This window comes from Sphingopyxis sp. GW821-FHT10B01 (assembly GCF_059415685.1).
Genome location: NZ_JBWKNS010000001.1, coordinates 449,846 through 470,752, shown reverse-complemented (window position 1 = coordinate 470,752; position 20,907 = coordinate 449,846). Strand labels below are relative to the sequence as shown.

The window sequence follows — 20,907 nt, the reverse complement described above, 5'->3', positions numbered from 1 at the left end:
TGGCGCCTCGATGGATTGCAATCCCGAGGTCGCTGCTTCGACCGGAGGCCATATGAAAATCGCATACACGATAACAACTCTCGTCCTTTCCGGCGTGGTCGGCGCGTGCGGAACGGCGACCGCCGTAACGCCCGACAGCACCAATCCTGCTCATTGTGTGGCGGCGTTCGCCTATGGCCGGTCGATCAATGCAGGTGCCAAGGTTCCGGACGTCGCCCTGTCGGTGGAAAGTACGGCCCGCGCGTTGTTTGAAGGCAAGCGAATGAAGGTCGATGGTACGTTTGAAGCCGGCGGTAGGGAGGGAGAAGAATTCTACGCGACCTACGGAAAAGACGGTGATGCCATGCTCAAGCTCGCCTATGAGTGCGGCAAGAGGCAGGATTTGGACCCGAATTTCCGTGCGATGAACGATAGCGGCGCGCTGATGGCTGCGGCGCGCAAAGTGGACCCCCTCTGCCAAGCCAGTCAGGCATGCAGAAATCATCGATAGCGCCCGCAGCCTCCCCGAATTGACAGCGCCAACCCTCGGGCGCATAGGCCCGCCCGCCGGGGCGCGACTCCGGCATCAACCCAAGGACCGAAAAATGGACCCCGACAGTAGACGTCGCACCATATGTCCGGCAGCCACGGCGGTCCGTCAGGGGTAATCTCCTGCGCATCTCCTGACGCTGGCGGACGCCAGCATTCAGGAGATACCCCATGTTCCACGCTTTCGTTCGCGAGGCCGATCGCCTCGTCCGCGCCGATATCGGCGCTGCAAACCCGCCCGCCATCCTGTGGGCGGATATCGTCCATCCGACCGCCGACGATGCTGCAAACGCCGCCGCCTTGCTTGGAATTTCGATTCCGACGCTGCCCGAAATGCAGGAAATCGAGCCGTCTGCGCGGCTCTACGAAGAGGTCGGCGCGCAGTTCATGACGGTGCCGATCGTCGTCGGGCTCGACGGCGATGCGCCGCGCCTCGCGCCCGTCACTTTCATCCTCGGGGCGACGAGTCTCGCCACGGTCCGGCACGTCGAGGCAGCGCCGTTCGAACAGGTCGTCGGGCGCCGGCTGCGCGCCAACGGCGCCACGACCGCCGAAACGCTGATGCTCGACCTGATCGAGGCGATCGTCGACCGCGTCGCCGACGTACTCGAACGCAGCGCACTCCATTGCGACGCCGTGTCGCGCGATGTTTTTGCGCGAAAGGCGGCAGGCGGCGGCGCCGACGGCCCGGCGCGCGATCTGGAAGCGATGCTCGGCCGCATCGGGCGCGAAGGCGATCTGCTCACCAAGCTGCGCGAATGCCTTGTCGGGCTTGCGCGGATGCTGTCGTACCACAGCACCCGGAGCGACGGCAGCGCCCGCGAAGCGCGCACGCGGCTGAAAACCGTGCAGCGCGACGTTCAGGCGCTGACCGACCATGCGACTTTCCTGTCGGGGAAGATCAATTTCCTGCTCGATGCGACGCTGGGGCTGATCAATCTCGAGCAGAACCAGATCATCAAGATCTTCACCGTCGCCGCGGTCGCCTTTCTGCCGCCGACGCTGATTGCGTCGATCTATGGCATGAATTTCGACCTGATGCCCGAACTGCGCTGGGAATATGGCTATCCCTTCGCGATCGCGCTGATGATCGGGTCGGCGGCGCTGCCCTTCGTCTATTTCCGCAAGCGCGGGTGGCTGTGATGTCCGTGGCGGGAGACAGATCATGCGCGTCTGGACAAGGGCCCGCGCGGCGGGGCTGATCGCTTGCGTCCTCGCGTCGCCGCAGCCGCTGTGGGCGGCAGGCGGCGCGCACGGCGTCGATGATGCGGCGGTCGAAACCGCCGGGGATTGCCATTTGGAAAGCTGGTTCAGCGATCTGGGGCATGGCGAGACATTGCTCAACCTCAGCCCGGCGTGCACCGCGGCGGCGCTGCCGATGCTGGAAATCGGCGCGGCGATCCAGCATGGCGGCGTCCCCGGCGACCGGCGATGGCTGGCGGGGCCGGCGCTCAAATGGACGCTACGCAGCGGCGATGACGGCGGCCGGGTGGGCATCGCGCTCGCCGGTGCGGCGCTGGTCGATACCCGTGTGGGGCAGCTCGATAGCGCCGCGCTGACGGTGCCGGTCACGCTCGCGCCGGCGCGGCGGGTGACGGTCAATCTCAACATCGGCGCCGGGCTGGCGCACGGGCAGGACGCGCATCTGCTCTATGGCGCGCAGATCGATTATGCCGCGGCCGAGAATATGGCGGTGATGGCCGAGATATTCGGGCGTGCCGATGAGCCCGCGGGCTGGCAGACCGGGGTGCGCTGGACCTTCGATCGCGACCGGATGGACCTCGACCTGATCGCGGGCCGGCCGCCGGGGACGGGCGGCGGCGCCGCGTTGACCATCGGTTACACCATCCGCCGCTGAGGGAAGGGCGCGCGGTGCGCAATCAACGCTTGCCCGGCGCGGCGCCGCGAACTAGAACATAACGGAAACATTATGGGAGATGTCCATGTCCGCCGCCGTCGATGCCGCCTATCGCCACTATCCCAAACAGGCAGAGTTTCGCGCGCCGCGTGAGGCCGGCGGGGCGATGCTCAAGCTATATCATCTGACCGCGCCCGGCGCGCCGGTGCCGGATGCGGTCGCGGCGCTGGCCGATGACTGGTTCGACGCGCAAGCGGCGACGACGCTGGCCGGGGGCGATTGCGGTTTCGTCATTCTCCATCGCTGCGGCGCCGATTTCTATTTCCTGCTCGTGTCGGTGTGGCGCGGGGCGAATGAATTATGGGAAGCGGTCTGGTACCGGCACGGCGACATGACGGCTTTCGCGCCCTTCGACCCGGCCTACCCGCCCGACGCGGGCGTGGTGCGGCCGACCTTCTGCGTCTGGGAACTGGGTATCGTCGCGCATGAAAGCGCGGCGTGGGGCCGCTACCTCGGCTCGCCGCGCGACGATGGCGCGCGGTCGCGCTGGGTTGATGATATCTTCGACGGCGCTGTATAGGCGCCGCTCGTTTTGCAGGAGTTTTGACGTGCAGATTGCGGTGCTGACCTTCGACGGCTTCAACGAACTCGATTCGTTCGTTGCGGCTGGAATCCTGAACCGCCTCCGCGGGCAGGGCTGGGCGGCGCACATCACGTCGCCGACGCCGCAGGTCACGTCGATGAACGGGGTGACGATCGCGCGGCAGCAACCGCTCGACTTTGCGGCCAAAGCGGACGCAGTGATTATCGGCAGCGGGATCAAGACGCGCGAGATCGCGGCGGACCCGCTGATGCTCGGCCGCATCCGGCTCGACCCGGCGCGCCAGCTGATCGGCGCGCAATGTTCGGGGACGCTGCTGCTTGCCAGGCTCGGGCTGATCGGCGACCTGCCGGCGTGCACCGACCTGACCACCAAGCCCTGGGTGATCGAAGCCGGGGTCGACGTGCTCGACGCGCCTTTCGTTGCGCATGGCAATGTTGCGACCGCGGGCGGTTGCCTCGCGTCGCAATATCTCGCCGCGTGGATCATCGCGCGGCTTGCCGGGACAGCGGAAGCCGAAGAGGCGCTCCATTATGTCGCGCCGGTGGGTGAGAAGGCCGATTATGTCGACCGCGCGATGGCCGCGGTGCGGCCGTATCTGATGGCAGATGCGATGGCCGGACCGTCGTAGCTGGCGATCCCGTACAATACGGCCTTGCCTTCATCGGCTATAACCCGGCATTGGCGCGCGTGACTAGCTGGGGGTAGGGCAATGGCGGCACCGTTTAATTTCGGGCAACTCAGGTTTCTGAAGGCGCTGACCGAAGCGCTGTTCCACGAAGCCGATATGGCGATTTCGGCCGATCAGGTCGTCGCCAATGTCTGCGACCTGTTCGAAAGGGTCGGCGGGACCAAGCTGGAAGAGATCCGGTTTTCGCTGCTCGCGACCGAGGCGGTGCTGGGCGGCCCCTTCTTCACCGAGGATGATATTGCGGGTCGCGCCGCGAAGCTGAAGAACCGGTTCCAGAACAGCCAGATCGACCTGTTTCAGGACATGGCGCGGCTGCGCGGAATCATCTACGCCTGCTATTATGGCCATTGGCAGCCTGGGCTCGAACCCGGCGATCAGGACGCCAACGCGGCCAATCCGGTGCACCGCCAGATCGGCTTCACGCTGCCGAAATTCCGCGAGCGAGGCGGCCAGGACATGCCGCTCACGCCGGTCCGGGGGCGCGAGATCGACCCGGCGCATATCCTCGACGCGTCGACCCTCGAGGACGAATATGACGTGATCGTCATCGGCTCGGGGGCCGGGGGCGGGGTCGCCGCCTATAATATAGCGGCGCAGGGATATAAGGTGCTGATCGTCGAGGCGGGGCCTTTCTATCCCAGCCACGCGATCACCCATCACGAACTCGACATGATCGCCAAGCTTTACAAGCATGGCGCGCTGCAAACCTCGACCAATCGCGATTTCGTCGTGTTTCAGGGGCGCTGCGTGGGCGGGTCGTCGACGATCAACAACGGCATTTGTCTTCGCGTCAACGAGGCGGGGCGCACGCACCCCGACGCAAAGGACGTCCTCGCCAAATGGGCGAGCATCGGCGCGCCGGTCGACGCCGCCGCCTTTCATGCGAGCTATGATGCGGTGCGCGACAAGCTCGGCATCGCGCCGATCGAACCGCGCAGCGGGCGCCACAACGGCCCGCATCTGATCGAGGGATGGCAGGCCTATGCCGCCGGATCGACGAACCCGCGCGACCAGCGCGCCATCGCCGACTGGTTCGCCAAGAATTTCGGCCCGCCGGACACGGTCAATGCCTGCGCCTATTGCGGCTATTGCAATTCGGGCTGCGCATACGGCCGCCGCATGGGCATCGCGCAAACCTATCTGCCCGAGGCGTGCCGCGATTTCGGCGCGCGCATCCTGCCGGGGACGAAGGCCGAACACATTGTCTGGCAGACGGCGTATGACGGCCGGCGCGAAGCCGAGGCGGTGAAGCTGGTCCTGCCCGACGGGTCGAAGACGCTGGTTCGCGCGCGCGTCGGCGTCGTCGTTGCGGCGGGCACGATTGCGTCGTCGAAGCTGCTCGACCGCAGCGACATTTCGGGGACGGGCTATCAGGTGTCGCTCAACGTCGCTTCGCCCGTCGTTGCGCTGATGCCCGACGGCGTCGGCGGCAATGCGTGGGATGAGGACCAGATGTCGAGCTATGTCGATTGCGGCGACTTCCTGCTCGAAAGCCATTTTCAGCCGCCGATGTCGATGGCGTCGCTGATGCCCGGCTGGTTCGGCGACCATTCGGAACGGATGAAGAATTTCGGCCGCGTTCATTCGGCGGGCATTCTTTTCCCGGCCGACCGCCGCGGGCAGATCGTCGACGGCAAGCTGAAATTCAGCCTCGATACCAGCGACGATTTGCCAGTGCTGCGCGACGCGATGGCGACGCTGACCAAGGTGCATTTCGCGGCCGGCGCGCTGGAATGCTATCCGGCGTTGGCAAAGGGGCAGAAGATCACGCCCGGCATGGATATCGACGCCTTTTTCCGCGATGCAATCCGCGAACAGGACGATGTCACCCTGTCGAGCAGCCACCCGCACGGCGGCAATGCGATCAACGAAGACCCGCAATATGGCGTCGTCGACCCCGACTGCCGCGTCCACGGTACGACGAATGTGTTCGTCACCGACGCGAGCACCTTCCCCAGCTGCATCCGCGTTAACGCGCAATGGACGACGATGGCGATGGCGCAATATGCGACCGGGCGGCACGATCCCTTTCGTTAAAGCGCAGCCCCAAAGTCCGTTCGTGTCGAGCGAAGTCGAGACACAGTGACATCAAGCGCCAACGATAGGCATCTCGACTTCGCTCGATGCGAGCGGGTATGGGGACGACCGTCATGACCTTCACCGTTGCCGCCCTCTATCGTTTTGCGTCGTTCGACGATCCCGCCGCATTGCGCCAGCCGCTGATCGAGCTTTGCGCCGCAGAGGGCGTAATGGGGACGCTGCTGTTGGCGCGCGAGGGAATCAACGGGACGATCGCCGGGAGCGAAGCCGGGATTGCCGTGGTGCTTGGTCATATCCGCGCGCTGCCCGACTGCGCGGGCCTCGACGTCAAATATTCGACCGCCGCCGAGATGCCGTTCCAGCGGATGAAGGTGCGGCTGAAGAAAGAGATTGTGACGATGAAGGTGCCGGGGCTCGACCCCGCGCGCGAGGCTGCGCCCTATGTCGATCCCGCAGACTGGAACGCGCTCGTCGACGATCCGGGCACGGTGCTGATCGATACGCGCAACGGCTTCGAGGTCGGCTATGGCAGCTTTGCCGGCGCGGTCGATCCCGAGACCAAAAGCTTTGGCGAATTCCCCGACTGGTGGCGCGCCAATGCCGACCGTTTTGCCGGTAAACGCATCGCGATGTTCTGCACCGGCGGCATCCGCTGCGAAAAATCGACCGCTTTCCTGCGCCATGAAGGCGTCGAGGATGTCGTTCACCTGAAGGGCGGCATCCTTGCCTATCTCGAACAAGTGCCCGAGGCGACAAGCCGCTGGCACGGCAGCTGCTTCGTCTTCGACGAGCGGGTGAGTGTGGGCCACGGGCTGGTCGAGGCCGGCGAGAAGGGATGAGTGTTCCCCGGCGAAAGCCGGGGCCCACGACGCTTGGCTCTGTCCCTCTGGGCCCCGGCTTTCGCCGGGGATCAACTCACAGTCAGCGTATAGGTCACCCGGTAATCGCTGGCATCGCCGTCGAGCGTCCTGGTGAAGGTCCCCGGCGCATCGCCGATATCGATCGTCCCGATATTGTCGCTGCCGCCGATGTCGTCGAACTCGCGCAGCTGGAAGCTCACGGATTGATCGAACTCGAAGCTCTCGGGAACGACCCAGCTTTCGCCCTTTTTGATCGAATAAATCTCGCTTTTGCCCTCGGGAAAACGCTGCCCGGTGTTGAAGCGCAAAAATAGCTGATCGGGCAATCCAAGCCCGAGGCGCCCGGTCAGCTTCACGCATTCGACGCGTACATTCGACAGGGTGAACTTGCGCGACGGAGCGCCAGCGATTGGCGTCGGTGCTGCGCTCACGATTGCCGCGACCGGTGCCGCAGCGGCCGGATTCTTGAGCAACCGGTTGATATTTTCGCCAGCCTGGCCCGCGAATTTTCCCGAAGGAAATTCGGCCAGATAGGCGCTGAATGCCTGTACGCTATTCTCTGCCGTTGCGCCCTTCCACAGCAGATCCTCCAACGCGGAGCGGTCGCCGGAAGCCGACGGCGCTGCGGTGGCGGCCGTACGCGGGACCAGATAGACCGGCGTGCCCGTAATGCTTGCGCTCACGAACGGCCGCTGGTTGCCGGCGGTTGCCTGCAACACATCGTCGCGGATCAGGCCGCCGAGCAATTGCACGGGCATATCGGGCTGTGGCAGCCGCTTTGCGAGCGAGGTTGCAAACGGGGAATTGCCGCTCGTCCCGTCGGCTGCGGTCTGTCCCGGTGCGGCGGCAAAGATCACAAGAACATCATCGGCTTCGACGCCCGCCAGCCCGTTCACCACGGCGCGCGTCCCCGACCGCCACGAACGGCCGAAGGGATTGTTGCGGCACGAATCGAGCACTACCATGCGGATCTGCGCGCCCGACACCGATTCCATCAACCGGTCGAGGTTGATCGCCTCATAGGGCAGGTCGAGGTCCGATTTCAGCTGCGCGTCGGTCGGGATCAGCCAGTTCTTGCCCTGCGCCTCGATCCCGTGGCCCGCGTAATAGACCATTGCAACCTCGGCGCCGTCGGCCTTTGCGCGGAAATCGCGCATCGCCTTCTGGAAGTCGTTGACCGCGAGGTCGGCGGCAATCGTCACATCGTCGAAACCCGCCTGCTTTGCCGACGCCGCGATGATCTTGATGTCGTTCGCGGGGTTCGCCAGCCGGCTGGTGTTCGCATAGTCGCCATTGCCGATGATCAGCGCGACCTTGCGCGCCTCGGCCGCCGACGGCGTGAGGAGGAACAGCGCGGTGAGGGTGACAAGCCAGAATCGCATCATCTCGCAATCCTCTCTTCGCTAGGCGGGACGCGCCGCGCCATATTCGTACCAGCCGAACGGCCGCGGGGTTTTGGGAATATAAGCGGCCGCCTGCCGGTCGACCGAAAAGCCGGCTTTCGCATAGGCCTCGCTGATCGGCCGGGTCAGGTGGCAATTGCCGCCGATGCGTTTCCAGATTGGCTCGATCCGCCGCTGCCATTTTGCGACGCCGGCATCGGGGGCCGCGCCATGTTCAAGGAAGAGCGCGGTTCCGCCCGGTTTCAGTACGCGGCGGATTTCGCTGAGGACCGCCGCCTGCTCTGCGACCGAGCAAAGCGTGAAGGTGGTGACGACGGTGTCGAAGCGTCCGGTCTCGAACGGCATCGCCTCACCGACACCGCCCCGGATGTCGGCCGCGATCCCGTGCGCCGCTGCCGCGGCGCGGCTCATCGTCAGCAATTCGGGCGACGGGTCGAGCCCGGTGAAGCTGGCGATCCGTGCCCGATCGTAAAATTCCATGTTGATGCCGCCGCCGCAGCCGAGTTCGAGCACGTCGCCCGCCGCATGCGGCACGATCTGGCTGCGCACCTTCATGATCTGCCCCTGCGAACAGGCGCATTTGATCAGGCGCGGTACTCCGTGACGTTCCCACCAGCTTGCCATTCGCCAGTCTCCCCTTGGCGCGGAAGGTGACCCTTGCTAGCGCGGTTGGCAACACCCATCTGTGCGGGTCCGCACAGCCTTTGAAAGATCGTCATGCCCAGCGTTCACCACACCAAGATGCTCATCCTCGGCTCCGGCCCGGCAGGCCTGTCGGCCGCCATCTATGCCGCGCGCGCGGGCATGATGCCGATCGTGGTGCAGGGACTGCAGCCCGGTGGCCAGCTGACGATCACGACCGATGTCGAAAATTATCCGGGCTTTGCCGAAGTCGTGCAGGGCCCGTGGCTGATGGAGCAGATGACCGCGCAGGCGATGCATGTCGGCACCAGCATGATCTGGGACACGATCGTCGACGTCGACCTGTCGCGCCGTCCGTTCAAGCTGACCGGCGACGGCGGCGACGTCTATATGGCCGAAACTTTGGTGATCGCGACCGGCGCACAGGCGAAATGGCTCGGCGTTCCGGGCGAACAGGAACTCGGCGGCAAGGGCGTCTCGGCGTGCGCGACGTGCGACGGCTTCTTCTATCGCGGCAAGAAGGTCGTCGTGATCGGCGGCGGCAACACTGCGGTCGAGGAAGCATTGTACCTGACCAACCACAGCGACGATGTGACTTTGATCCACCGCCGCGATCATCTCCGCGCCGAAAAGATTTTGCAGGACCGGCTGGCGGTCAATCCGAAGATCAGGACTTTGTGGAACAAGCGCGTCGAGCGTTTCGTCGCGGGCGAGGGCGTTTCGGGGCTGGTCGGCGTCGACCTGATCGACACGGTCACCGGCGAGGCGAGCCACGAGCCCACCGACGGCGGTTTCGTCGCGATCGGCCACAGCCCGTCGACCGAATTGTTCAAGGGCAAGCTGCCGCTCGACGCCGACGGCTATCTGGAAGTGACCCCGGGCACGTCATTGACGTCGATCCCCGGCGTGTTCGCGGCGGGCGATGTCACCGACAAAATCTATCGTCAGGCGGTGACTGCGGCGGGCATGGGCTGCATGGCGGCGCTCGACGCCGAGCGGTTCCTGGCCGAGGCCGAATATCACGCGTTGGCGACGGCCTGAGGCGACGCTTTAGCCGCGCTAACGACCGGTTGCTGCCGATAGAGATGTGAACCCCGGCGAAAGCCGGGGCCCAGAATTTCAACGCTAATCTTGCGCTTTTCCGCAATGGGCCCCGGCTTTCGCCGGGGTGCACGAGGGGTATTCCACCCGCCAGAAGTCCACATCGGCATCGATGAGGGCGATGCAATTACGTCAATATTTCGAGGATTTGCTTCGCCAGCCACGCACCGTCATCCCCCGCAAAGCTGTGCGACGCGCTGGCGAGGCGCTCGACCGGAACCCGGCTCAATGCCGACGGGCAATTCTCCATGAAAGCCTGCGCCGTGCGATCGCCCGTCGCCAGCAGGATGGTGGCGGGGCAAGCGAGCCCCGACAAAGCACCCTCGATCCGCGCCGGCAGACCGTCGGACGCGGCCGGCGGGGCCGATTTGCCGAGCGCCGACAGGCCGCGCAGCAATTTCCGGAAATCGACTTCGCCCTTGAGCAGCCGCAGCAGGCTTTTCGGATCCTTCAACCGCGCCCAATAGCGCGCGCGGATCGCGGCCCTGGGCGGCAGCGCGGGCTTGTCGTCCGCCGCGTCACTCTCGCCGTTCTCATAGGTCCACGGATTGGCGAGGATCAGCGCATCGAGCGCCAACGGCTGGTGCAGCAACAGCGCGCTCGCCGCATCGCAATTGCCGAACGCGACGATGCGCCCAACTTGCGGGGCCGCGCTGCGGAATGCCGCAATGGCGGCGGCGATATCGGGACCGCTGCTTTCGAAGCCGCCGTTGGCGCCTTCGCTGTCGCCAATCCCCCGGCGGTCGAAGCGGAAGACCGGATAGCCCTCGGCGGCGATGCGCGCGGCCAGCATCGCCATGCCGCGATGCGCGCCGCTGCGAATCTCGTTGCCGCCCGACACGATCAGCAGGCCGGTATTACCGGCGGCCGCGTCGAGGCTCGCGGCGAGCGCCGCGCCTTCGCAGACAAAACTCAGCTGATGCCGCATGTCTTGCTCCACGCGGATATGTCGGCGGCGATCGCTGCGGCCATCGCGGCATCCTCACCCGGCTCGGCGCGCAGCCAGAGCGGGGTGCCTGCTATGCCATCGGCTCCCAGGCCGATGTTGCGCAAAGGCTCCACCGCTTGCGCTTCGCTTGCGCCAAGCTGCGCAACCATCGCGGGGGATAGCCGGTTGCCGGCGAGCAACAACGATGCGGTCTTCGCCTCTTCCTGAAGGCTTTCGAGCGATGACGTTATGCCGGCCTCGCGGTCGGCGCTCACGCGTGCCCGCATCAATGTGCGGAGCAACGAAGAGCCGCCGACAGCCGCCAGCCGCCACCATCCGGCAGCGTTCGCGCAATGGTCGATCAATGCGCCGCCGCGCACCGACGCGATGATCACCGGACCATCGATGTCCGCGGCGACGGCGGCGATTGTATCTTGCCAGCGCGCCAGATCGACCTCCTCCAGCGGAACAAGGCTTTCATTCTGCCCCGGCAGGTCGGGGAGCACGGCCGCAAAACTCCGCGCCGCCAGCGCGCGCATCGCCAGCACCAGTGTACGGCGCGTGCGGTTTGCCTCTTCGAATAGCGGCGGGACGATCAGGATGGTGGCGCGCGGCGCGTCCGCAGGGTCGATGCGCAGGATATGTTCGCTCATGCGCACATACAGGAGTTAGCCGGTCACTTTGCGCAGCGAAAAGGCGAGCAAATTGCCGTAGGTTTCAAAGATCTCGCCGTCGATCTCGTCATCGTCGATGAGGATGCCGAGCCGGTCTTCCATCTCGGTCAGCACCGTCGCGACCGCCATCGAATCGAATTCGGGCAGTTCGCCGAAGAGCCCGCTGGCTTCGGTCAGCGCCGCGGCGCGCGCTTCGCCGAGGCCGAGTACATCGGCGAGCAGGGCGCGAAGGGTGGCGTCGACGGTGTTGCTATCGGTCAATTTTCTTTCCTCAACACGGAACGGGCAAAAGCCTTCAATGCCGGACCCCATGCCGCGACACGCGACGGATTGAAAGCCTCGATACGCCACAAGGGGTCGTGGCGGTTCATCCAGTCGCGCTTGTAGCCGTCATTGCCGGTGCCGAAATCGACGCGCCGCACGCCGTCGTTCTCGATCACATGGCGGAACAGCGCCGCCGACAGCAGGGTGCCGGGCGACGCTTTCAAACTGTCCTCGACATGCGCGAGCTTATGGATGAAGGCGGTGCCGTCCTCGACGGTCCAGAACTGCGCCGCGACCGGCATGCCGTCGATGCGCGCGATGCCCATGCGCAGGCGTCCGCCGGTGCCCTCGGTCTCGGCAAAGGCACGCAGCAGCGCGGGATGCCCCTCTTCGGGTTTCCAGCTCGCGGCATAGATGGTCTCATAGGCGGCCCAGCTTCCGGGGTCGAAAGCGGTGAGCAGCTGGATATCGACGACGCCCTTCTTCGCCTTGCGCTGGACGGTGTTGCGCAGCGCGCCGGGACGGCTGGCCCACCAGGCGTCATGGTCCATATCGCCGAGGTCGAGCCAGTGGCGGTCGCCGGCGGGCGTTTCTTTTACCCACCAGCCTGCGGCGCGGAGCGCGGCGGTCAGGTCTTCGGTGTCGGGGACGGGGTAGAGGGTCAGGCGCGCGGCACGTCGGCGAAGATCGGCAAAGAGCGCGTGCAGGGCGTCGCTGCGCCCTCCCTCGCCGGTAAAGAGCGGCCGGATCGAAAAGCTGTACCAGTTGGCGAGCCCGGCGAGGTCGCCGGGTTTCTCGATCCTGAACGGCAGCCATGCGGTCGTCGAACCGGCGCTGGCATGCGCGTCGAAACGCCCCCGGCCCGCAAAGCCATGCGCCTCCAGCAAATCGAACCAGGACGCACGGTCGAACGGCGACGCAAAGCCCGCCGCGCGCGCTGTGGCGGGCAACCGCATATCATTAGCGTGATGTTCACCGTTTCCTTGCATGGTGCCGCCCTCTATCACCGCAGTCCTAACAGTCCGTTTGAAAAATGCAGATTCTCTCTCACACCCCTCGTCATGCTGAACTTGTTTCAGCATCCACGGCCCGTGCTATCCTCCGACGCCGCGCCAATAGAGGGGGCGGATCATGGATGCTGAAACAAGTTCAGCATGACGGGAAGGGAGGGAAGGGGATTTTGCAGAATTTCCAAACGGACCCTGACAGCGGATGACCACGCCCGAAAAGCCATCTTCCAGTCCGATCGACCATCTCGCCTCCTGTGGCGCGCCGGACACGGCTGCGCTGCTGATCGGCGACAAGGTCACGACCTTTGCTGAGCTCGACGCCGGCGTCGGACGGCTCGCATCGTGGTTGCTTGAACAGGCGGGTAGCCCGGGCGAACGCGTCGCGAGCTGGAGTGCGAAGACGCGGCTCGCGTGCCTGATGCCGCTCGCGGCGGCACGTGCGGGGCTGATCCATGTGCCGGTCAACCCGTTGCTCAAAGGGCCGCAGGTCGCGCATATCCTCTCCGACAGCGGGGCGAAGCTGCTCGTCACCAATGGCTCGCGCGCCGACATGCTCGGCGACGCGCGTCCGGTTCAATGCGCGCTGCACGATCTGAAGATCGCCGAAGAGGTGATCGATTCGCGCGGGCAGGGGCTGCCGCCGTCGATTGCCGGGCCGGACGATCTCGCCGCGATCCTTTACACCAGCGGCTCGACGGGGCGGCCCAAGGGCGTGATGCTGAGCCACGCCAATCTGTGGCTCGGGGCCGAGAGCGTCGCTTCCTATCTCAAGATCACGCCCGACGACCGGGTGCTGGCGGTGTTGCCGCTCAGCTTCGATTATGGCCAGAACCAGCTGCTCTCGAGCTGGTATGCCGGCGCGGCGGTCGCGCCGCTCGACTATCTGACCGCGCGCGACGTCGTGAAGGCGGTGGCGCGGCACAGGGCGACGACGCTCGCCGGCGTTCCGCCACTCTGGGTGCAGCTTGTGGAGACCGAATGGCCCGCCGAGACCGCGGCGCATCTCAAACGCCTGACCAACAGCGGCGGTGCGCTGACCCCGTCGCTGATCGACGCGATGCGCCGGACCTTCCCGGCGGCGGATATCTATCCGATGTACGGGCTGACCGAGGCGTTTCGCTCGACCTGGCTCGACCCGAAATTCGTTGCCGATCACCCGACATCGATGGGCCGTGCGATCCCGCATGCCGAAATATTGGTGTGCCGCCCCGACGGCACGCTCACCGCCGACGAGGAGCCGGGCGAACTCGTTCATTGCGGCCCGCTGGTCGCGAAAGGCTATTGGCAGGACGAAGAGCGCACCGCGCAGCGCTTCAGACCCGCGCCGCGCGTATCGCATTATGGCGGGATGGCGGTGTGGTCGGGTGACACGGTGCGCCGCGACGCCAATCACTTGCTCTATTTCGTCGGCCGCGACGATGCGATGATCAAGACCGCGGGCAACCGCGTCAGCCCGACCGAGGTCGAGGATGTCGCGGTCGCGTCGGGGTTGATCTATGAAGCCGTGGCGTTCGGTGTTCCCGATGCGCGGCTCGGTGCCGCGATCATCTTGATCGTTCGCGGCAAGGATGGCGTGAGCGATGAAGACGGGCTCGCCGGGTATCTCCGCCAGAACCTCCCCAATTTCATGCAGCCGCAGGCGATCGAGTGGCGCGAAGCGCTGCCGCGCAACCCCAATGGCAAGCTCGATCGCGTGGCGATTGCCGCCGATTGGGAACCCCGAGCATGACGATGTCCAATGTATCCGTTCGCATCGAGCAAAGTCGAGATGCCCATCGGACGAGCGCGGCCCCGATGGGTGTCTCGACTTTGCTCGACACGAACGGATTTGGAAAGTCGATTCCGTGTGTTTTCTTAGGAGCGACGACATGAAACCGCACGGCCCGATCCCTCCCGGTTACCGCGCCGATGACGACGGCATCCTGCTGATCGGCGGCGACCGGGCCGATGCGCTCGCCGATATGGCGGGCGATACCCCCCTCTTCGTCTATGACAGCGCGATGCTCACCGCGCGCGTCGCCGAATGGCGCGCGGCGATGCCCGCCGAAGTGCAGCTTCATTATGCAATGAAGGCGAACCCCTATGCGCCGCTGCTGGTGTTCATGGCGGGGCTCGTCGACGGCTTCGATGTTGCATCGGGCGGCGAGCTGAAAGCCGCGCTCGCCAGCGGGATGCCGGCGGGCGATATCAGCTTTGCCGGTCCCGGCAAGCGCGACCGCGAGCTCGAAGCAACGATTACTGCCGGCGCGACGCTCAATCTCGAATCCGCGGGCGAGGCGACACGCGCGCTGTCGATCGCGGACCATCTGGGCCTCACGCCAAGCCTCGCGGTGCGCGTCAATCCCGACTTCGACCTCAAAGGGTCGGGTATGAAAATGGGCGGCGGTGCCAAGCCGTTCGGCGTCGATGCGGCCGAGGTTCCGGCGCTTGTGCGCCGCTTGCTTGACGCTGGCGCCGATTGGCAGGGTTTCCATATTTTCGCCGGATCGCAGGCGCTCGACGCGACCGCTATCGCCGAAACGCAGGCGCAGACTGTCGCGCTCGCGGCGCGGCTCGCGAACGAAATCGGCGCCACCCCGCCGCTGGTCAATCTCGGCGGCGGGATGGGCGTTCCCTATTTTCCGGGCGATAAGGCGGTCGATGCCGCTGCGGTGGGCGCGGCCCTCGCAGAGACGCTGGGCACACGCGATCCGGTTCTGGCGGACAGCCGCTTCGCGATGGAACTCGGCCGCTGGCTCGTCGCCGAGGCAGGGGTGTATCTGACCCGCATCGTCGACCGGAAGACGAGCCATGGCGAGACCTTCCTCGTCACCGACGGCGGGCTCCACCACCAGCTCGCCGCGAGCGGCAATTTCGGTACCGTGATCCGCCGCAACTACCCGATCGCGGTCGTCGGCCGCTTCGCCGCCGAGCCTGCCGAAACCGTCTCGGTCGTCGGCTGTCTGTGCACGCCGCTCGACCGTCTCGGCGACCAGGTTGCTCTGCCGCACGCCGACGTCGGCGATCTGATCGCGCTCTTCCAGGCGGGGGCTTATGGCGCGAGTGCGAGCCCCGCAACCTTCCTGGGGCAGGGGCCGGCGCGCGAAATGCTCGTGTGAAACTGGCAAACATGTTCCGGATCGGGACAGGTTTGCCGCCGTGCGGTTCAAACTTATTTCAATACTAACCGTATGTTCACCCTTTTCGAGCAAGGACGGAAACTGACGCAATGACTGTTGCCGCGGGGATCTGAACCGTGGCCACCGCCCGCGGCTCGAAAGGTTGATTGATTATGGCTTCGTTCCCCTCGCTCCGCATCGCGCGCGCCGCGCTCGTTTCGGGCATCGCTGCGACCGCGCTGACCGGCTGCATGGGCGCCGGAGGAGCCGCGCCCCAGCTGCCGAGCGCGAATTTTGTCCAGAATCAGGAAGGGCCGGGCGAGGAATATATCATCGGTCCGCTGGACGAGCTCCAGATTTTCGTATGGCGCAACCCCGAACTGGGCGGCAAGGTGCAGGTGCGGCCCGACGGGCGGATCACGACGCCGCTGATCACCGACATGCCCGCGGTGGGGAAAACCCCCACGATGCTGCAGCAGGATCTCAAGCTCCAGCTCAGCCAATATATTACCGATCCGATCGTCAGCGTGATCGTCACGACCTTCAACAGCACCTTCTCGCAGCAGGTGCGCGTCGTCGGCGCGACCGAAAAACCCGCGTCGATTCCGTTCCGCGCCAACATGACCGTTCTCGACGCAATGATTGCAGTTGGCGGGCTGGGCGAATATGCCGCTGGAAACAAGGCGCGACTCGTCCGTTTCGACAAGGGCAGTGGGAAGCAGCAGGAATTCGGTCTGCGGCTTAATGACCTGATCAAGCGCGGCGACATCAAGGCAAATGTGCGGCTGCAGCCCGGCGATGTGATCATCATCCCCGAAAGCATGTTCTGACACCAGCCGCCACAAATCAACTCATCTCCCAAGGATTGAACCGAAGCGATGACCAGCCTTTACGACGAATTCCGGGTGGCGCTGCACAGCGTCTGGACGCGCCGGTGGCTGGTGCTGGCGGTGGCGTGGGGCATCTGCATCCTCGGCTGGCTGGCGATCGCGTCGATCCCCAACCGCTATGACAGCCGCGCGCGCCTGCTCGTCGACACCAACGAAATCCTGCCCGACGACGTCCAGGGCGGCGGCGGTCGTCCGCAGATCGACCAGATCCGCGAAACGCTGACCAGCGCGCGCAACATGGAAAAGGTCGCCGCGACCACCGGCCTGCTCCCAGCGGGCGCGGGCGAGCGCGAAAAGGCCGGCGCCGTTGGCATGCTGCAGAAGAGCATCAAGATCGTTCCGCAGCAGGACAACATTTTCGAAATCACGTCGAGCGTCGCAGTCGGCAGCCTGTCCGACGCCGACAATGCCAAGCTTGCGTCGGGTGTGCTCGACAGCCTGATCACCGTGTTTCGCGACGATCAACTGCGCGGTGGCCGGATGAACGCGCGCGAGGGCCTGAAATTCCTCGATGCCCAGATTGCCGACCGCGAAAAGGCACTGCGCGAGGTCGAAGCGCGCCGCGGCGCGTTCGAGGCGCAGAATATCGGCCTGATCCCCGGCGGCAGCGGCTCGCCGGCGCAGCGTGTCGAAGCGGCGCGCGCCGAACTCAGCCAGATCGATTCGCAGCTGATCTCGGCGCAGGCGCAGCTTGCCGCCGCCAATGGCCAGCTTTCCTCGACCCCCGCGACAATCAATATTCCCGGCATGGGCAGCGTCGGCGGCGGCGTCGCGCGTCAGCAGCTTGCCGGCGCGCAGAATGAGCTCTCGTCGATGCGCGCGCGCGGCCTGACCGACGCGCACCCCGACGTCATCGCGCTGAAAAGCCAGATCGCCTCGCTGAAGGCCATGGCTGACCGCGAGGGTACGGGCGCGGGCGGTGGCGGCAATTCGCAGAACCCCGCCTATGCCTCGCTGTCCGCGATGCGCGCCGAACGCCAGGCGACCGTTAGTGCACTCTCGGCGCGCAAGGGCCAGCTGATGGGCGACATTTCGAAGATTACCGCGCAGCAGATCCAGAACCCGGGCATCGCCGCCGAATATGACCGGATCAACGGCGAATATACCGCCTTCAAGGCGCAATATGACAAGCTGCTCGCGCAGCGCGAGCAAGTCCGCATGCGCGGCGAAGTCCAGACAGAAACCGACGCGATCAAGATCGAGCTGCTCGATCCGCCGTCGAAGCCGACGAGCCCGGCAGCTCCCAACCGGCCGCTGTTCCTGACGCTCGTGCTGCTCGCCGGCATCGGCGGCGGCATCGGTGTTGCCTTCGGCCTTGGTCAGGTGCGCACCAGTTACGCAACCGCCGCGAAGCTCGAACGCGCCAGCGGCCTGCCCGTGATCGGATCGATCACCGAAGTGGTGACGCCCGAACGCCATCTCGACCGGCGCAAGAAGCTTGTCTGGCTTGCCGGCGGCAGCGGCGCGCTCGTCGGCCTCTATGCCTTGCTGTTGGTGGTCGAATTCATCCAGCGCGGCATGGTTGCGTGACGGGGGACGATGACATGAACGACCAACGCAAAGTAAAGCGCCCGCCCTCGCTCCTCGAACGCGCTGCCGACATGTTCGGCATCGATCCCGTGGCCAATGCGCCGACGATCGACGTATCGAGCCTGCCGCCCGAGCCCGAGAAAAAGTCGCCGAAGGCAAAGGCCGAACCTGCCGTGGAAACCCCGCAAGCCGAAATTCTCGACCCTGTCATCGAAGCCGCACCCGTGGTCGAGGCTGCGCCCGCGGTCGAAGCCGCGCCTGCGCCCAAGCCGTCGCCGCGCAAGGACGTCGCCAGGGCAGCGCCCGCTGTCGTCCCGACGCGGCAGGGCGCGATCGACCGCGCGCGTCTCGCGGCGCATGGCATGATCGTGCCGGGTACGCCGGTGACCGGCATTTCCGAAGAATATCGCATCGTAAAGCGCGAACTGATCCGCAATTTCGGCGGCGCCGGCAATCGCCCGATCCTGCCGCGCGGTCATCGCGTGCTGATCGCCTCGGCCAATCCGGGCGAGGGCAAGACTTTCTCGGCGGTCAATCTTGCGCTCAGCCTCGCGGTCGAGGCCGATCATGACGTGCTGCTGATCGACGCCGACATCGCCAAGCCGAGCGTGCTCGAAACTTTGGGGCTGGAAGACGGCCCGGGCCTGATGGACGCGCTCGCCGATCCGCATCTGCCGCTTGGCGACTGCCTGATCCAGACCGACATTCCGGGGCTGAAGGTCATGCCCGCAGGCACCGGGCATATGCACGACACCGAACTCCTCGCCTCGGCGCGGACGGAGGCGTTGCTGGCGCAGCTCGAACAGGGTGTGCCGGGGCGCATTCTCATCCTCGATTCGCCGCCGATCCTCGCAGCGTCGCCCGCAGCGGTGCTCGCGGGGCATGTCGGCCAGATGATCATGGTTGTGCGCGCCGACGAAACGCTCGAATCCGCGCTGCGCGATGCGATCGGCCTGATGGGCGCGTGTCCGCACATCCAGCTGCTCCTCAACGGCGTGAAATATTCGCCGGGCGGCCGCCGTTTCGGCACCTATTACGGACAGGGAGGCGCGTGATGCGCACCACGACCACCATGCGTCACGTCGGGACGCTGGCGGCTTTGCTGCTCGCCGGGACGGCAACGGGCGCGCACGCGCAATTTTCGGGCGATTCCGGATCGGGCGCGAGCGAAGCGCCCGCGGGCGGCGCGCCCAAGCCCGAAGCGGGACGCAAGGAAAAGCGCGCCGAAGGGCGCCGCACCCAGCGGACGGTCGACGTCAGCCCCTATCTGGAAGTCGGGCAGGTCATGACCGCCGACCTGAAAAATGGCGGCGATGTCCTGACTTACACAACCGTTGCCGCCGGGATCGACGCTGCTATCGCCACGCGCCGTGCCGAACTCGCCGCGACGCTGCGGTACGAACATCAGTTCGGCTGGGGCCGTCAGGGCGATCAGGACGTCGTCAGCGGCCTCGCTCGCGGCCGGATCGAAGTCGCGCGCGGCCTGAACCTCGAAGGCGGTGCGCTCGCCACCCGCACGCGCGCCGACCGGCAGGGCGCCGACAGCGGCCTGTTCATCGGCGACGCCAGCAACGTCGCGAACCTCTATTCGGTTTACGCCGGCCCGACGCTGACCAAGCGTATCGGCGGACTCGATTTCGGCGCGGGCTATCGGTTCGGCTATACCAAGGTCGACGTCGACAGGCCCGCCATCCTTTCGCCCGGAAGCCAGCCGGCGGATATTTTCGACAGTTCCACCAACCATATGGCGTGGGCCAGCCTCGGTGCGCGGCCGGGTGACTTGCCGTTCGGCTGGCAGGTGTCGGGCGGCTATGAACGCGAGGATGCGACCCAGCTCGATCAAAGGTTCGAGGGTAAATATGCCCGCGCCGACGTGACCGTGCCGATCGGCCCGACCCTCGCCCTGCTCGGCGGCGTTGGTTATGAGAATATCGAGATCGGCCAGCGCGACCCGCTGCTCGACGTCAATGGCGTACCGGTGCGGGACGCGAACGGGCGCTTTGTCACCGACAAGTCAAAGCCGCGCCGGCTGTCGTTCGACACCGACGGGTTGATCTGGGACGCCGGGGTGATGTGGCAACCGAGCCGCCGCACGTCGCTGACCGCCAAGGTCGGCCGGCGCTATGGCGACACCATCTACACCGGCAGCTTTGCCTATCGCGCCGACCATGCGACGACGATCCAGGTCGGCGTCTATAACGGGCTGTCGAGCCTCGGCCGCGGCCTGTCGGGCGGTCTTGCGGCGCTGCCGACGCAATTCGACCCGACGCGCAATCCGATCGGCGGCGACATCAATCCCTGCGTCTTCGGCCAGGAGGGCGGCGGCTGCCTGAACAACCAACTCGGCAGCGCGACGTCGGCGCAATATCGCAGCCGCGGTGTGCAGGCGACGCTGTCGTCGCGTTTCGGCGGGTGGAGCTATGGCGTCGGCGTCGGTTTCGACCAGCGCAAACTGCTCGCCCCGCTGCTGTCGCCGATCGGCAACCTCAACGGCATCAAGGACGAGAGCTATTATCTCTTTGTGTCGGCCGGGCGCCAGCTCGATGCCGATTCCGACCTCAGCCTGTCGGGTTATGTCAATTATTTCGACAATGGCGCGCCGCAGGCGAGCGATGTCCAGTCGGCCGGGCTTTCGGCCGCCTATTCGCGGCGCTTCTGGCGCGGTCTGACCGGGACTGCGGCGGCCACCCTCAACGCCTTCGATCAGCAAGGCTTCAACAGTCAGCTTATTGGTTCGGCTTTGGTGGGACTGCGTTACAACTTCTGACCAGGCAACGGGAATTTTTGCG

At 65.6% G+C, this 20,907-nt stretch carries 20 protein-coding genes; 14 read left to right on the top strand and 6 right to left on the bottom strand.

Features of this window, described 5'->3' with window-relative positions:
• The first annotated feature begins 52 nt into the window (after positions 1 to 52).
• The 7 genes from AC07NV_RS02035 to trhO all read left to right on the top strand — a co-directional run bounded on the left by AC07NV_RS02035 (position 53) and on the right by trhO (position 6,557).
• Complete coding sequence (locus AC07NV_RS02035; protein ID WP_495164667.1) at positions 53 to 490, top strand: hypothetical protein; 438 nt, start codon at positions 53 to 55, stop codon at positions 488 to 490.
• A gap of 209 nt (positions 491 to 699) precedes the next feature.
• Positions 700 to 1,671, top strand: coding sequence for a magnesium transporter CorA family protein (locus AC07NV_RS02030; protein ID WP_495164666.1), 972 nt, complete (start codon positions 700 to 702; stop codon positions 1,669 to 1,671).
• 22 nt (positions 1,672 to 1,693) lie between these two features.
• Entirely contained in the window at positions 1,694 to 2,386 is a 693-nt protein-coding gene (locus AC07NV_RS02025; RefSeq protein WP_495164665.1) for a PA4824 family protein, read from the top strand.
• A gap of 85 nt (positions 2,387 to 2,471) precedes the next feature.
• Entirely contained in the window at positions 2,472 to 2,966 is a 495-nt protein-coding gene (locus AC07NV_RS02020; RefSeq protein WP_495164664.1) for a hypothetical protein, read from the top strand.
• Positions 2,967 to 2,994: 28 nt separating this feature from the next.
• Entirely contained in the window at positions 2,995 to 3,618 is a 624-nt protein-coding gene (locus AC07NV_RS02015) for a DJ-1/PfpI family protein (protein WP_495164663.1), read from the top strand.
• An 81-nt stretch (positions 3,619 to 3,699) separates the two neighbouring features.
• Positions 3,700 to 5,715, top strand: coding sequence for a GMC family oxidoreductase N-terminal domain-containing protein (locus tag AC07NV_RS02010; RefSeq protein WP_495164662.1), 2,016 nt, complete (start codon positions 3,700 to 3,702; stop codon positions 5,713 to 5,715).
• A 113-nt stretch (positions 5,716 to 5,828) separates the two neighbouring features.
• The gene (gene trhO, locus AC07NV_RS02005) at positions 5,829 to 6,557 is read left to right on the top strand and encodes an oxygen-dependent tRNA uridine(34) hydroxylase TrhO (RefSeq protein ID WP_495164661.1); all 729 of its coding nucleotides are present in this window, start codon (positions 5,829 to 5,831) and stop codon (positions 6,555 to 6,557) included.
• A 71-nt stretch (positions 6,558 to 6,628) separates the two neighbouring features.
• Here the strand turns inward: trhO and AC07NV_RS02000 are convergent, their stop codons facing one another.
• Both AC07NV_RS02000 and AC07NV_RS01995 read right to left on the bottom strand, forming a co-directional pair.
• Positions 6,629 to 7,963 carry a caspase family protein gene (locus AC07NV_RS02000; RefSeq protein ID WP_495164660.1) on the bottom strand — a complete coding sequence of 445 codons (1,335 nt, stop codon included), beginning with the start codon at positions 7,961 to 7,963 and terminating at the stop codon, positions 6,629 to 6,631.
• Between the two features lie 18 nt (positions 7,964 to 7,981).
• Positions 7,982 to 8,605 (bottom strand): class I SAM-dependent methyltransferase, encoded by a 624-nt coding sequence (locus AC07NV_RS01995; RefSeq protein ID WP_495164659.1) that lies wholly within the window; start codon positions 8,603 to 8,605, stop codon positions 7,982 to 7,984.
• A gap of 93 nt (positions 8,606 to 8,698) precedes the next feature.
• Here AC07NV_RS01995 and trxB point away from each other — a divergent pair, with 93 nt between their 5' ends.
• Positions 8,699 to 9,664 carry a thioredoxin-disulfide reductase gene (gene trxB, locus AC07NV_RS01990; protein ID WP_495164658.1) on the top strand — a complete coding sequence of 322 codons (966 nt, stop codon included), beginning with the start codon at positions 8,699 to 8,701 and terminating at the stop codon, positions 9,662 to 9,664.
• Between the two features lie 187 nt (positions 9,665 to 9,851).
• On the opposite strand, the gene AC07NV_RS01985 is transcribed toward trxB, so the two are convergent.
• The 4 genes from AC07NV_RS01985 to AC07NV_RS01970 are packed head-to-tail and all read right to left on the bottom strand — an operon-like array spanning position 9,852 to position 12,546.
• Entirely contained in the window at positions 9,852 to 10,652 is an 801-nt protein-coding gene (locus AC07NV_RS01985; RefSeq protein ID WP_495164657.1) for a hydrolase 1, exosortase A system-associated, read from the bottom strand.
• Positions 10,637 to 11,305: an alpha/beta hydrolase family protein gene (locus AC07NV_RS01980; RefSeq protein ID WP_495164656.1), complete on the bottom strand. Its 669-nt coding sequence runs from the start codon at positions 11,303 to 11,305 to the stop codon at positions 10,637 to 10,639. The genes AC07NV_RS01985 and AC07NV_RS01980 overlap by 16 nt, the downstream gene beginning before the upstream one ends.
• A 15-nt stretch (positions 11,306 to 11,320) precedes the next feature.
• Positions 11,321 to 11,587 carry an acyl carrier protein gene (locus AC07NV_RS01975; RefSeq protein WP_495164655.1) on the bottom strand — a complete coding sequence of 89 codons (267 nt, stop codon included), beginning with the start codon at positions 11,585 to 11,587 and terminating at the stop codon, positions 11,321 to 11,323.
• Positions 11,584 to 12,546: a GNAT family N-acetyltransferase gene (locus AC07NV_RS01970; RefSeq protein WP_495164654.1), complete on the bottom strand. Its 963-nt coding sequence runs from the start codon at positions 12,544 to 12,546 to the stop codon at positions 11,584 to 11,586. Before AC07NV_RS01970 ends, AC07NV_RS01975 begins: the two co-directional genes overlap by 4 nt.
• 256 nt (positions 12,547 to 12,802) lie before the next feature.
• On the opposite strand from AC07NV_RS01970, the gene AC07NV_RS01965 reads away from it, so the two are divergent.
• From AC07NV_RS01965 to AC07NV_RS01940, 6 genes are all read left to right on the top strand, one after another.
• The gene (locus tag AC07NV_RS01965; protein ID WP_495164653.1) at positions 12,803 to 14,329 is read left to right on the top strand and encodes an acyl-CoA ligase (AMP-forming), exosortase A system-associated; all 1,527 of its coding nucleotides are present in this window, start codon (positions 12,803 to 12,805) and stop codon (positions 14,327 to 14,329) included.
• Between the two features lie 139 nt (positions 14,330 to 14,468).
• Positions 14,469 to 15,698 (top strand): pyridoxal-dependent decarboxylase, exosortase A system-associated, encoded by a 1,230-nt coding sequence (locus tag AC07NV_RS01960; protein ID WP_495164652.1) that lies wholly within the window; start codon positions 14,469 to 14,471, stop codon positions 15,696 to 15,698.
• Positions 15,699 to 15,871: 173 nt separating this feature from the next.
• Complete coding sequence (locus tag AC07NV_RS01955; RefSeq protein ID WP_495164651.1) at positions 15,872 to 16,528, top strand: XrtA/PEP-CTERM system exopolysaccharide export protein; 657 nt, start codon at positions 15,872 to 15,874, stop codon at positions 16,526 to 16,528.
• 48 nt (positions 16,529 to 16,576) lie between these two features.
• Complete coding sequence (locus AC07NV_RS01950) at positions 16,577 to 18,118, top strand: XrtA system polysaccharide chain length determinant (protein WP_495164650.1); 1,542 nt, start codon at positions 16,577 to 16,579, stop codon at positions 18,116 to 18,118.
• A 14-nt stretch (positions 18,119 to 18,132) separates the two neighbouring features.
• Complete coding sequence (locus tag AC07NV_RS01945; protein ID WP_495164649.1) at positions 18,133 to 19,173, top strand: P-loop NTPase; 1,041 nt, start codon at positions 18,133 to 18,135, stop codon at positions 19,171 to 19,173.
• Positions 19,173 to 20,885: a hypothetical protein gene (locus AC07NV_RS01940; protein ID WP_495164648.1), complete on the top strand. Its 1,713-nt coding sequence runs from the start codon at positions 19,173 to 19,175 to the stop codon at positions 20,883 to 20,885. The genes AC07NV_RS01945 and AC07NV_RS01940 overlap by 1 nt, the downstream gene beginning before the upstream one ends.
• Positions 20,886 to 20,907: the final 22 nt, after the last annotated feature.